General features: G+C 39.2%; 13 protein-coding genes. 4 read left to right on the top strand and 9 right to left on the bottom strand.

What is annotated here, in order from left to right:
• Positions 1-582: 582 nt before the first annotated feature.
• From trmB to BN1356_RS03275, 4 genes are read right to left on the bottom strand one after another with little or no spacing between them, the layout of a single operon-like run.
• Positions 583-1,227 (bottom strand): tRNA (guanosine(46)-N7)-methyltransferase TrmB, encoded by a 645-nt coding sequence (gene trmB, locus BN1356_RS03290; protein WP_093649984.1) that lies wholly within the window; start codon positions 1,225-1,227, stop codon positions 583-585.
• Positions 1,224-2,018 carry a cell cycle regulator CcrZ gene (ccrZ, locus tag BN1356_RS03285; protein ID WP_093649983.1) on the bottom strand — a complete coding sequence of 265 codons (795 nt, stop codon included), beginning with the start codon at positions 2,016-2,018 and terminating at the stop codon, positions 1,224-1,226. Before ccrZ ends, trmB begins: the two co-directional genes overlap by 4 nt.
• Positions 2,019-2,067: 49 nt before the next feature.
• Entirely contained in the window at positions 2,068-3,114 is a 1,047-nt protein-coding gene (locus tag BN1356_RS03280) for an ABC transporter permease (RefSeq protein WP_093649982.1), read from the bottom strand.
• Entirely contained in the window at positions 3,115-3,846 is a 732-nt protein-coding gene (locus tag BN1356_RS03275; protein WP_093649981.1) for an ABC transporter ATP-binding protein, read from the bottom strand.
• Positions 3,847-3,908: 62 nt separating this feature from the next.
• On the opposite strand from BN1356_RS03275, the gene BN1356_RS03270 reads away from it, so the two are divergent.
• Together BN1356_RS03270 and BN1356_RS03265 are read left to right on the top strand one after the other, a co-directional pair.
• Entirely contained in the window at positions 3,909-4,322 is a 414-nt protein-coding gene (locus BN1356_RS03270) for an HIT family protein (protein WP_093649980.1), read from the top strand.
• 1 nt (position 4,323) lies between these two features.
• The gene (locus tag BN1356_RS03265) at positions 4,324-4,620 is read left to right on the top strand and encodes a hypothetical protein (protein ID WP_093649979.1); all 297 of its coding nucleotides are present in this window, start codon (positions 4,324-4,326) and stop codon (positions 4,618-4,620) included.
• Between the two features lie 315 nt (positions 4,621-4,935).
• On the opposite strand, the gene lytR is transcribed toward BN1356_RS03265, so the two are convergent.
• The 4 genes from lytR to BN1356_RS03245 all read right to left on the bottom strand — a co-directional run bounded on the left by lytR (position 4,936) and on the right by BN1356_RS03245 (position 8,580).
• On the bottom strand, positions 4,936-6,066 hold the full coding sequence (gene lytR / locus BN1356_RS03260; RefSeq protein ID WP_093649978.1) for a glycopolymer--peptidoglycan transferase LytR: 1,131 nt from the start codon (positions 6,064-6,066) through the stop codon (positions 4,936-4,938).
• Between the two features lie 2 nt (positions 6,067-6,068).
• Positions 6,069-6,590, bottom strand: coding sequence for a GNAT family N-acetyltransferase (locus BN1356_RS03255; protein ID WP_093649977.1), 522 nt, complete (start codon positions 6,588-6,590; stop codon positions 6,069-6,071).
• On the bottom strand, positions 6,583-7,023 hold the full coding sequence (tsaE, locus tag BN1356_RS03250; RefSeq protein ID WP_093650048.1) for a tRNA (adenosine(37)-N6)-threonylcarbamoyltransferase complex ATPase subunit type 1 TsaE: 441 nt from the start codon (positions 7,021-7,023) through the stop codon (positions 6,583-6,585). The genes BN1356_RS03255 and tsaE overlap by 8 nt, the downstream gene beginning before the upstream one ends.
• 96 nt (positions 7,024-7,119) lie before the next feature.
• Positions 7,120-8,580, bottom strand: a complete 1,461-nt coding sequence (locus tag BN1356_RS03245; protein WP_093649976.1) for an NCS2 family permease — start codon at positions 8,578-8,580, stop codon at positions 7,120-7,122.
• Between the two features lie 314 nt (positions 8,581-8,894).
• Here BN1356_RS03245 and BN1356_RS03240 point away from each other — a divergent pair, with 314 nt between their 5' ends.
• Positions 8,895-9,710: a Cof-type HAD-IIB family hydrolase gene (locus BN1356_RS03240; RefSeq protein ID WP_093649975.1), complete on the top strand. Its 816-nt coding sequence runs from the start codon at positions 8,895-8,897 to the stop codon at positions 9,708-9,710.
• Between the two features lie 70 nt (positions 9,711-9,780).
• Here BN1356_RS03240 and BN1356_RS03235 read toward each other — a convergent pair whose 3' ends face one another.
• On the bottom strand, positions 9,781-12,261 hold the full coding sequence (locus BN1356_RS03235) for a YhgE/Pip domain-containing protein (RefSeq protein ID WP_245620283.1): 2,481 nt from the start codon (positions 12,259-12,261) through the stop codon (positions 9,781-9,783).
• Between the two features lie 136 nt (positions 12,262-12,397).
• Between BN1356_RS03235 and BN1356_RS03230 the strand changes: the two genes are divergently transcribed.
• The gene (locus tag BN1356_RS03230; protein WP_093649973.1) at positions 12,398-12,922 is read left to right on the top strand and encodes a TetR/AcrR family transcriptional regulator; all 525 of its coding nucleotides are present in this window, start codon (positions 12,398-12,400) and stop codon (positions 12,920-12,922) included.
• Positions 12,923-13,264: the final 342 nt, after the last annotated feature.

The following is a 13,264-nucleotide window of genomic DNA, read 5'->3' as shown; positions in this document are numbered from 1 at the left end:
CACAGCAAATTAGAAAAGTTGACGAAGATGCAAAGACATCTAGGAAAACTTTATCTATTTGCAAAGAGTCGTAGCCCGTGTTCAATTAAATAAGATATTAAGACCCATCCAACTACATCATGTACAGATTAGAGCCAATCATCTTAAACAAGACTTCTATATTTCACTTGATTATAGAAGAAAGCAACAGTGAAGGGGCTGGCACATGGCCAAACCCCTTTCCAACTATTTTTATTCATTATAGCACATTTCCCTTGAACTGTAAAGGAATATACTTGACAGACCCTTGTTTCATTTTTGACGTCAGCTTTTTTGGTGATTTCTACAAAATCAATAAAGAATCTAAAAGCACCCATTTAAAACTCAATCTGCGAAGCAAAAGCTATTTTTTTAAAGGATACACGCTTTTAAAGCCCTCATTTTAATGATGGTAATGCTCTGTTTATCAAATCTTATTTTAAAAGACTTTAATGTGATGAAGAAAATTATAAAAAGATATCATTTAAAGGACCTAGCCTCAGCTAAATCCTTTAAACAATTATTCATTCAATTTTTTGAGACAAAACTCACTGTTGCAGAAGCTTATTTTTTATTAAATTTCGCTTCCACTCGGTAAATGACTTGACCTTTCTTAGAAAATTTTTCTTCATACTCTGTCATGACATTGCCTTCATAGTCACTAGCGTGTAGATCCAACCAAACTTCTTGCAAGGTCATACCATATTTTGAAAAGGAAGCTAGGCTGTACTCGAAGAGACCACGGTTGTCTGTCTTGAAATGAATTTCACCACCTTCTGGCAAAATCTCCTTAAAAGTATCTAGGAATGTCTTATAGGTCAACCGTCTTTTCTCATGGCGTTTCTTGGGCCATGGATCTGAAAAATTCAGATAGAGTTGATCAATCTCTCCATTTTCAAAGTAATTCGCTAAACTAGAGCCATCTACTCGCAAAAGTTTGACATTGGGCAAACCCGCTGCCAAAACCTTATCCAATGCATAACTGAGCACAGACAATTGAATATCGATACCAATATAGTTGATGTCTGGGTTTTGGGCCGCCATACCTGTCACGAAATTTCCTTTTCCTGAGCCGACCTCGATATGAATGGAATGGTTATTGCCAAAAATTTCTGACCACTTGCCCTTACAAGCCTCTGGGTTTAAAATGACGTACTGGGGATTCTTTTCAAGAAGCTCACTGGCTCCCTTACGGTTTCTAACTCTCATAAGTCCTTATTGAATTGCTGACGAAAGAGACGAAGGGCATAAATTTCCTTATTCGCCGCTTCCAAGTCATAACTTTCTATATGTTTGGTAATCTGGTTCAAATAACCCAATTGGCCATACCAGAAAACTTTAGACAAAACAGTAGCATTGTACTTATAACCATATTCTTTGAGCCATTCTGCCCAAGCCGAACGAGGGATATAATGTGTCAACAGGTAAGCTACATCCAACATTCGATCTGTCAAACAGGCTGTTTCCCAGTCCGTTAAGTAGACCAAACCACTACTCGTCTCTACCCAGTTCTTATGGTGCAAATCCCCATGAACAAAGGTCGCGACTTCCTGATGATAAGTTGGCAAGTGGTCCAGCAAATCTTTACAAACCGATTGCAGATAGCTATTTTGACGCAGGCGATTTGGTGCGTCTTCCTGCCATTTGAGAACCAAGTCTTTCGGACCATGATAGGTATAATTAAGTTGCAAAGCTTGATTGAGCAGGCGCTTTGAAAAATGCATGCGAACCAAAATTTGACGCACTTGCTTTTTCCCCATATCTGCTCTAGATAGGGTGCGACCATCTAACCACTCCTGCTCTACTCTTTGCCCAACACCCACTTCACGATTAGTTGCTAAGACCGGTGGGGTAATCTGTTCTCTAGCTAAGGCAGGAACAATAGGAGGCATCTCATACTTTACAAAAACAGGCGTTCCGTCTGACCGAAGGCCTTTAAATGCTTTGCCACTATTTCCTGCAATAGACTGTAGCCGCAGACCATTTGAATCAAACTGCATGCCATTCCTCCTCACAAAATTCCTTACTATTTTACTAGTTTTATTACATTTAGTCAATCAATTTCTTCACTTTAATTCCTAGGTAAAGATGGTTCAAAAGGAAAGCGGATCCCAAAAGAACTCCCAAATAACTTTTATCTTTTAGGACAAAGAAGCCTAGGATGACTTGAAAAACAAAGACACCATACAACAATCCTTGTAAAACATCTTTAAAGCCTTTTATCTTTTTATCTTGACCAATGGGATAGAGCCTGCTCAAATACTGATAGTCATAAACACGATAAAGGGCTAGAAGTTGAAAGAGAAGTAAATAATTGAGTAACACAACAAGGCCCACCGCTAACCAAGCTACTTCAATACTTACTAAGACGAGGGCAGAAAGCGCAAAAAGTCTGACCGTCAAACCTAGAAAGTCTCCTGACCGTAAAAAAGCTCTGAGATAGAGAAAATTCCAAGTTTTATTATGCTTTCTGACTACTAACTTCAAGAGCGGGTCTAAATAAGCGCGCCTCTTGACACTGTTTGTAATGCCCTTAACCTTTGTAAAGAGGGCAAAAAATTGCAGAATCGTCTGTTGGCGTTTCCTCTCCTTATCAATAGCTAAGTGCCATTGGAAAATATTTTCCTTAAAAAAAGCTGCTAATCGAGCCTGAATCAGCAGGTGTTTTCCGACCGTCAGGGCTAGAACAAAAAGGAAAAAGCCCCAGATAGGGAAACCTAGCTTAAGATAAAGCGGTAGGAAAAGTAATTGACCCAGAACCTGAATCAATCCCCATAGGACCATTTGCCGCAAAGATGCTTGCTGGGCCAAGGCACCTACTTGTTTTTCTTTCGTTAAAAGAAAGTGTTGGTCAGCCTCTAGCAGGTAAGTGGCCGTATTACCTGCAACAAACAATAAGAGTGTTAGAACTAGGACTAGAAGGTAGACATGCCAAGGTTTCTGAGGAAAGTTTTCTAATAATTGTCGGTATTGAAGAGACAGAAAACCGAGAAAGACCAACAAAACCAAAACAAAATGATCATTAAAGACATAGCGACTGTATTTGATGCAGGCGGCCAAAAAAGCTTGCCTACGTTCTCGAAAGATTTCTTTCATCTAGCTCACCTCTTTTTGTGTCAAGGTCAGATAGATATCATTGAGGCTGGCCGATGCTTGACCAAAATCCTGACGCAACTGATCTATATTTCCATCAGCTAAGACTTTTCCATGATGAAGGATAACAAAACGGTCACACATTTTTTCTGCAGAATCCAAGACATGGGTGGACATGAGAATAGAGGTTCCTTTTGCTTTTTCTTGGGCCAAGAGATCGGTCAAATCTTGAATAGCCACGGGATCCAAACCTAAAAAAGGCTCGTCGACAATCAAGAGACTTGGATTGACCATAAAGGCGGCAATAATCATAACCTTCTGTTTCATACCTTTGGAAAAATTGACCGGAAACCATTCCAATTTTTCATCCAAACGAAAGATTTTAAGTAGTTTTTCAACACTTGAAAAAGCTTGGTCCCATTCTAAATCATAGGCTAGCGCTACCACTTCCAAGTGTTCTTTAAGCGTTAACTCCTCATAAAGAATGGGCGTTTCAGGAATAAATCCGATTTTCTTACGATAACTTTCAACATCTCCCTGCAAACTTTGACCATCAATGAAAATCTGTCCCTGATAAGGAGTCAAAAGACCAATAATTTCCTTTATAGTCGTTGATTTTCCTGCCCCATTGAGTCCAATCAATCCGACCAACTCTCCGTTCGCCACTTGAAAAGATACATCCTTAAGTACGGGAATATTGGCGTATCCTCCACTTATATTTTTGACTTCTAACATGCATTTCTCCATTATTATTGATATAATGATTATAACAAATTTTCGCTCGTGAGGTGCTCTTTATGTCAGATTGTATTTTTTGCCAAATTATCGCTGGTCACATCCCATCCTCAAAAGTTTATGAAGACGAAGAAGTTCTGGCCTTTCTAGATATTACTCAGGTGACCAAGGGCCATACCCTGGTCGTTCCAAAAAAACACTACCGCAACATCTTGGAAATGGATGGACAAGCTAGCAGTGCACTTTTTGCCCGCATTCCAAAAATCGCTCAGCAATTACAGAAAAAACTGGATGCTAAAGGAATGAATATCATCAATAATAACGAAGAAGCTGCTGGCCAGACAGTTTTCCATACCCATATCCATCTCTTGCCTCGTTTTGATGAGCAAGACGGTCTAAAGATAAAATTTGAAACTCAGGAACCTGATTTTACTGCCCTAGCCCAACTGGCTCAAGACCTTTACTTTGGAGGATAAGATGAAATTAAGAAATCTTTTACTGGCCGGCACCGCTGCTGCTATTTCTTACTGGGCGGTAACCAACAAGGATAAAATTAGCGAAGAAGTCCATGAGACCCGTAACTTACTAGATGACATGTCAGGTAGTTATAGCAAAATTCAAGAACAAGTGGGCATTATCAAAGCCTACAGCCAGCCCTTGCAAGAAATGGCTCAAGATTTAAATTATAAATTCCGTGTTTACCAGCAAGAAGCTGAAGGACACTTGGGTCAAATCCAATCTTTTCAGGAAAAATATACCAAATCTGAAAAGTAGTCAAGCAAATAAGAAAGTAGACTAGTCGTCGCGGGCCTAAGTCGGATTATCGGATTAGTTTCTTTCATTGATAACTTCTTACCATAAATATACAAAAAGAGTTTAGGTTGTTTAATAGCAACCTAAACTCTTTTTGTATATTTTATAGACTTGAAAAATCAAACTATGGACAGACTTTTCCTTACCTCGATATCTCTAGCTGTAAATTGACTCTTATGGATACTTATCTCCCATCAAACAACTGCTCAGATATTTTTATTTATCTGCACCGCTCTTATCTAGTCTGATTTGACATGGATGGAAAATTTAAAATGTTTATTGTCCCAGATGAGTTGTTTCCGTACTCTCCACTGTTGTTGCTGAATCGACTATATTTCCAGTTCCTGGGGTTTCGATTCCAGTATAAGCATTGACAACTGTATAGGGATTTGGAAGCCCGAATAGATTTTCATAGACGCGAACATTTGTTTTTAATTCCGTCGTCTCATGCAAACCCAAAGATCGCTTGAGTACATTTTGCATTTCAAGTAAATGCTTGCTGGTTGGAATTTGATAAGATAGTCCGTCAACCATCTCACCTTCCCCATCTAACTGATAGGATTCAAGGGTATTTAATGAATCTTTATAGCCTAATAAACTTGTAATTGTAGCACTACTGATTTCAATATCTGTTTGCAGGTTGGTGGAAACAGCATCCAAGATTTTCTTATATTGTGTAAAGCCATCCAGCTGTAAGAGCTTCTGGACAACCGCTCCAATAACTTCACGTTGGCGTTTTTGACGGCCAACATCTCCCTCAGGATCATCATAACGCATACGAGCATAGACTAAGGCTTGATCCCCATTGATCAAGTGTTGACCCGGATCAATTGTTGCACGATAAGCTGGTTCTTGCGCTTCAATAGAAATCGTAAAACCAAGTGTATTATTAACAGTAATCCCACCGAGAGCATCCACCAAACTTCTAAGACCGTCCATATTAATTTTTACGTAGCGATCAATATTGATATCCAACATTTTCTCGACTGTCGCAATGGTCATTGGTGCTTCCCCATAGCTATAAGAATGATTCAATTTTTCAATCGTACCACTACTTCTGCCATCAGGATTGGCGATTTCAACCATAATATCCCGAGTCAAACTCATCATCGTCGTTTTTTTGGTTTGAGGATTGACTGTAACTAAGATCATCGAGTCACTTCGTCCACCTTCCCAAGCACCCCCGCGAGTCGCTTCATCTGTATCAACACCCATTAGAAGAATGCTAAATGGTTTGGTGGCTTGAATAATATTGTCCGACTCTTCATTATTATCAATTTTTTTGAAAGTCTTAGAAATGGCCTTCTCAGAATAGCTCCAAAACGTTGTCCCATAGGTAACTACAGCTCCAACTGTAAGCAATAAGATAGCCATGGTCATCAAAAGTATTTTTTTACCAATTTTCATCGTTAATCTATTAGCCTTCCCATATAGTAAAGATCCAGCCATTCTCCTTCATCTGTTCTGGCACCCCTTTTTTGAGTACCTTCTACTTCAAAGCCACAGCTTTTGTATAATTTAATTGCACGCGCATTACGAACTTGAACGGTCAATTCCAAACGTTTTAAACAGTCCATTTCTTGAGCCCAAATGATGGCTTCTTCCAATAAAATCCGACCGATACCATGACTCCAATACTCCTTGGCAACCGCCATAAAGACATCCCCAACATGAGAGATACGATAGGGCTTATAAGCCTTGACATTGATTAAGCCGATAATTTTCTTACCAACCTTGGCCAAAAGGCAGAGTTGGTCAGGCGCTTCTTCACTTGCCATTAGAATAGACTGTGTCTGCTCTAACGAATAGGGAAATGTTTCTTCATCCATGACCAGATAATCCGTCTCTACCGCTACCAAATCCAGAAAATCAATCAGGGCTTGGGCATCCTCAGCCTGGGCTTGAGCAAATACTATTTCCTGTCTAGCCATGAAAAATCTCCTCAAGTAGAACTTGGCTTCGAGAACCCTGGGCTTGTCCAGAGACTTTACGGCCATCTCCTGAATATTCTAATAAAATTGTCAGATAATCATCTAAAAGATGAGGATTCAACAATTCACCCCATTCGATAACTGTTACGCCATCACCATATAGAAAATCATCCAAATCAATGGAATCAGGATCATCACCAATTCGGTAAACATCCAAATGGTACAGTGGCAAACGCCCCTCATACTCTCTAACAATGGTATAGGTCGGACTTTTTATCATTTGCCCAATCTCTAAACCCTTGGCAATCCCCTTGGTTAAAGTAGTCTTACCCGCACCCAGATCACCTGTCAGAACCAGGATATCTCCCGCTTTTAATTTCTCACCAATAGATTGGCCAATAGCCATCAATTCGACTTCATTTTGACTATACATAGACATGATTATACCATAAGGTTAAATATTTTTCATTTTTTTCCTGTAAAAAGAAAAACGACACATCCGGTCGTTTTTAAATGGTGAGGTCTCAGCTTATAAGACAGCTAAGATGATAAAGTTAAGGATAAAGAGGAAGGTTGCTCCCCAAAGAATTGGGTGAATCTCTTTTGTCTTGCCTGTCGCTACTTTCACCAAGCAATAAAAGATGAAGGCCGCCGCAATACCGTAGGAGATTGAGAAGCAAAGAGCCATAAAGAAAGCTGCAAAGAATGCTGGTAGAGCATCATTGAAGTCACTCCAATCAACATCCAAGAAGGAAGAAACCATCATGACACCGACAATAATAAGGGCTGGTGCTGTTGCTGCTGCTGGTACAATACCCACAATTGGCAAAATAAGGGCGGATAAGATGAAGGCTGCTGCTGTTGAAACAGCTGTTAGACCAGTACGTCCACCCTCGGCAATACCTGCTGCTGACTCAACATAAGTCGTTGTATTGGAAGTGCCAAAGAGTGCTCCGATAAACGTACCAATAGCATCTGCAAAGAGGGCCTTATCCATCTTAGATGAGAAACCAGATGAATTTTCAAGGGCTGCTTCATCTTCTGCAGAGAAAATACCTGTTCTACGACCAGTACCAATAAAGGTACCGATGGTATCAAATGTATCTGAAAGACTGAAGGCAAAGATAGTCATCAGTACCAATGGTAGACGGCTAGGATCCGAAAAGAGGGAAGCCATGCCACCAAAAGCAGCTAAGAAAGTGACACCCAATTCACCAAAGGCAGTCGCCAAGTTGTTGTCTGCAAAGTTAATCATAGATAAATCCACTACACCCATTGGCACACCAATGAGAGTTGTAGCAATAATCCCAATTAAGATAGCTCCGCGAACTTTTTTGATGACTAAGATAGTTGTGATAAAGAGACCGATGATGGCTAGGAGAACAGCAGGATCTGTAAAGGTTGAGATTTCTGGAACCACACCACCATTGGCACCTACTGAGAATACTCCATTTTCAAAGGTTTTTGCTGTAGCTTCGGCTGGAGAAACACCATTGATAGAAACGATATTCCCTGCGGAAGCCGAGAAGTTGATGATATTAGCATTTTTAAAACCAAGATAAGCAACAAAGACACCAATACCACCACCAATAGCATGCTGAAGACTAAGCGGAATTGATTTGATGATACTCTTACGTATTTTGGTAACTGTGATCAGGATATTAAAGACACCACACAAGAGAACCATGGCTAAAGCTTCTTGCCAGCTAAAACCGAGTCCAAAAACAACGGTATAAGTGAAAAAAGCATTGAGTCCCATACCTGGTGCCAAAGCATAAGGAACATTGGCAAAGAGACCCATTACTAAGGTTGAAATAGCCGTAGCAATAATGGTAGCCAAGAAGACAGCCTGCGTAGGCATACCTGCTGCACCTAAAATAGCAGGGTTAACAAAGAGGATATAAGACATGGCAAAGAAAGTCGTAATCCCAGCCATAATCTCAGTTGAAACACTGGTTCCATGTTCTTTGAGACCAAAATAGTTTTCCATTCCCGAAAATCTCCTTAAGATTCAGTTTTTTTACTCAATCCATCTATTTATCAGATGAATCTATTTTTATTCGCTTAATTCACGAACGATATATATATTATAAAACAAAAACATTCATATTTCAAGATTTTTTATTCTGAAAACGTTTTTATTTCTTTGTGTTTAAATAAGCTCTGTCAGTCTTCTTGCTTTATTTTCTATATATAGAAGAAAAAAACTATGAAAGTTCGTTTTTTAACCCTTAACTTCTTTCTCTTTGCCTCTCCTTTCTTATTTTGATATACTAGGAGAACAGATTTACAAGGAGACCTATTGTGAAGAAAAAGATTATTGCGCTTGATTTAGATGGCACCTTATTAAACGAACAGAGTCAATTAAGTGACTACACTATCGACGTTATCCAGGCTGTAAAAAAAGCTGGTCACACTGTAGTCATCGCCACAGGTCGTCCTTATCGCATGGCTGACAAATTCTACCACCAACTCCAATTAGAGACCCCAATGATTAACTTCAATGGTTCCTTGACACATATTCCTGAAAAAAAATGGGCTTTCGAGCAGAAAGTCTTGATAGACAAACACTATTTGATGGATTTTCTGAAAGAAGAAGAGACTTTTCAGGCTGATTTTATCGCAGGAGAATACAAAAATAAGTTCTTTATCACTCAAGACCATCTTGGTACATTTGATCCCGCTCTCATGGGGGTCCAAAAAATTACAGCCGAAAACCTGATGAGACCAGACTTAATCACAGATGATCCTCATTCAATCCTCATGCAGACCCGAGCAGAAGATAAATACGCTTTAGCTGACCAGATGAAGGATTACTTTAAAAATCAACTTGAAATCAACACTTGGGGTGGACCTCTTAATATCTTAGAAACTTGTGCCAAAGGCGTCTCAAAGGCTTCTGCCCTCACTTATTTGTTGGACCACTATAAAGCTTCTCCTCAGGACTTGATCGCTTTTGGAGACGAGCAAAATGATATTCAGATGTTGCAATTAGCCGGCATCGGATATGCTATGAAAAACGCCAGTGACAGACTCATCCCAGTTGCCGATCGCATGACACAATATACAAACGAGCTAGATGGGGTGGCTCGAGAATTGGAAAACTTACTATTAAATTAATCAAAGAGATTGGATAAAAACTAGCCTCTTCAGAAGCCAACTAAAAAGAACAAGGAATTCCTTGTTCTTTTTAGTTGTTCACATCTTTCTGATAAGTTACTAAGCCTAGCACCATAAAGAGCAACAAAAATACTGTCAAAGCGAAAACTTGTGAACCTATCTGTCCCTTCATAGAAATACTTTGTCTTAAAGCAGACACAGAATAGGTCATGGGTAAAAAGGGTTGAACCAATCTAAAGAATTTGGGACTTAATTCAATTGGATACGTTCCTGCGCTTGATCCCAGTTGTAGTAACAAAAGGATCAGTGAAGCAAAAGCCCCATATCGATTACTCCACCCTACCAAGGCGGTCACTAAAGCCATCAAGGTCCAGCCCGTCAAAAGGATCATAGCAAAGGTAGCAAGTGGATGGTTGGCTTCAACTCCCATAGTTTCTACTACCAGAAAGAGGATGGTTGCTGCTAGAGTTGATATAAAACCATTTAAGATTAATTTTCCTTTTGCCCATTTCCATCTATCAGTGTAGTTTTCACCATCGAGTGACTTGACAAAAATAACATTCGTAGACAAGGCAGCTACCATTAAGGATACGGAAATCATATAGGGTGCCATAGCGACTCCATTGGTATTTACTTTGTCATGATCGGTATGCTGGCTTGAAACTGGCATCGAAACGAGTTCCGCATTTACCTCTTTAAGATTTACAAGAGAAAGTTCTTGACTACTCCCTTTAAGACCAGCATTCAAACTTTCAATCCCTCTAGTAAGTTGCCCAATTCCATCTTCTAGACTCTGACCACCATCTTGCAGTTTTTTCGCTCCATTATTCAATTCTTGACTACCATCTAAAAGTTTATTAGAAGCTTCTTGCAATTGATTGGACTTACTATTCAACTGATGAGAACCATCCTCAAGCCCAGATAGCCCCTGACTCAGAGGAAGATTTTTCTGAGCCAATTCTTGTGCCCCTGCATTTAATTTTCCAACTGCATCTGTATAGGAAACTGCTTTTCCTAACAATTGTTCCGTACCGACAGTAAGCTTTTTATGAAATTCATCAAGACCTGAAGTTATCTGATTACTTCCTGGTATCAACTTAGCCTCAAGCACTCCTGAAATCTGGTTCATACCAGTAGAAAACTGATGAACAGTTGCACTGGCCGCAGGTAAAACTTGATTTCCACCTGCTGATAGTTGTGAGATTGCTGCTTGTAATGTCACCAAACCTTCTGAAGCTTTTTGCAAAGTCTGTATAGCAACTTGCAAGCTTTGCAGCTCTTGACTAATGGTTGAGACTTGGTATAAGATGGCTTGACTAGGGTCCGCTGTTGAGGAGGGAGTATTTTCAATCGCTGCCACCAGTTCTGCTTGTTGATCAATCGTCAAACCTTGAAAGGTGTTTGTTGCTTTTAGGGCCGCTATCGTTTTTTCTCTGTCCGCTTGAGACGAGCCTTGTAAAGCTTGAACTTGATTCTTCAAATCTTGTAACTGGGCCGGTAAAGAGCTCAAATCTAAGTTTGGAAGAGAGGATGAGGACATTGTTGAAACTTGACTATTAAGTTGGTTGAGACCAGCTTGCAACTGATCCAGTCCTGACACTAACTTATCAATCTCTTGCAATTTTTCTTGTGAAACAGTAGTCGTTTGTGCAAGTTCTTTGAGACCCGAAGTTAGCTGATTGGTTCCATCCAATAGAGGTTGCATCTGATCAGATGCCCTTTTCAACTGGGACAAAGCATCTACTAATTTTCCAGAATTGGCATCTAACTGGCTACTACCTTCGGATAGAGAAGTGACCCCATTTGTATACTGGGACAAACCTATTGAAAAACGGGTCAATCCAGAATCCAACTGTCCAACACCTGAAGTATAGGTCCTCAATCCAGAGCTAAACTCCCCATTGCCTTCAGAAATAGTCCCTGTAGAAGCAGTGAGAATTGATAAACCACTTGTCAATGTAGAAGAACCATCTACCAATTGAACTGATCCATTTTCTAATTGCTGACTGCCATCCGCAGCTTTTCCCATACCTGTTTTTACATCAGAAAGGCTTCCAAAAACTGCGCTAGTATATTGCTTGGTAATTTTTTCTGCAAGGGATGCTTTTATTTTTTCCATTGCTGACTCGCTCATTTTTGAAGCAATAAAACTATGTCCCTTGGAAGTCTGGTAAACAATTTCTGCTTGTTTTGGTTCTTCTGTCAATAAAGTAGCTGTTTTTTGAGACAAATCTTCTGGAAGCGTAACAACCATATAATAGTCCCCTTTTTCGAGACCTGTTTGTGCTTCTTTAGTTGAGACAAAGTGAAAATCCAGATTGGAATCTTTCCTCATTGATTCAACCATGTCGTCACCAATAGTCAGACTCTCATTTCCTAATGTTGACGCCCTATCCTGATTTACAACTGCTACAGGCAGATTCTTCAGATTTCCATAGGGATCCCAGATAGCGGATAGGAAACTTAAATTGTAAAGTGCTGGTATGAAAGCAACACCTAACATGGTAATCCACAAAACAGGGTTTCTATATATTATTTTTATTTTTTTCAAATGACTACACTCCTTTTTAGACACATTGTCTAATAAATGATAGAATACATTATACAAGTCTGAATGATAAATTCAAGCAAAAAAGATATTTTTTAGACACTCTGTTCAAAAATGTATAAAAGGAGTTGACTGATTTATGACCAAAGACCACCGCAAAGAAAATACCCGACAAGCCATCTTGAAAGCTATGGTCAGTTGTTTAGAGAAAGAAAATTTTAATGATATCACCACCACCAAACTAGCTCAAGCAGCCGGAATTAGTCGTTCCAGTTTTTATACTCACTATAAAGATAAGTATGAAATGATCGATTCCTATCAAAAAGAATTCTTTCGTGCTCTTGAGAATATCTTTACTCAGCAAGAAAACAGTCGAGCCAAAGCACTTCTAAAAATGTTTGTTCTATTGGAAGACGAGGAATTACTCTCTGCCCTCCTATCCCCAAATGGTACCCAAGAAATCCAAAGTTTTATTATTCGCAAAATTAAACTTTTTATTGAGAATGACTTACTTCTTACCCAGGATCTTTCTCCTATTCAAGCAGAGTACCACAGTATTTATTTCTCTCACGCTATCTTTGGCATCTGTCAAAGTTGGATTATAAAAGGAAAAAGGGAGTCTCCAGCAGAGATGTCTGATTTTCTCATGCATTTACTACCATGAAAGCAGGACTTCTGCTTTTTTCTTTTTCAGAAGAAAATGAATAAAGAAAAATCTAAAAATTTATTCTATGATTTTCTATGGTTTTTTTGCATAGATTAGACAAAATCGTTTTCTCTTTTACAATAATTTTTTCTCCAAATTTTGCTGATTTGACGCCATTATTTCATCTAAAACTCTTCAAAATAGCTGAAAATTTATTTGATAATTTCAGAAAACGCCTTAATCTCTCCTATCTGTTGTCACAAAAAAAGCTTGACAGACTTATGAAAGCGATTTATAATGAGAAGGTAACTCGAAGACATAAATAAATATGCCTGTGGGTAACTAGATAAATTTTAGGAG

This window comes from Streptococcus varani (genome assembly GCF_001375655.1).
GTDB classification, from domain to species: domain Bacteria; phylum Bacillota; class Bacilli; order Lactobacillales; family Streptococcaceae; genus Streptococcus; species Streptococcus varani.
Note: the sequence above shows the minus strand (reverse complement) of the source record. Positions and strands in the feature narration are given on the sequence as shown.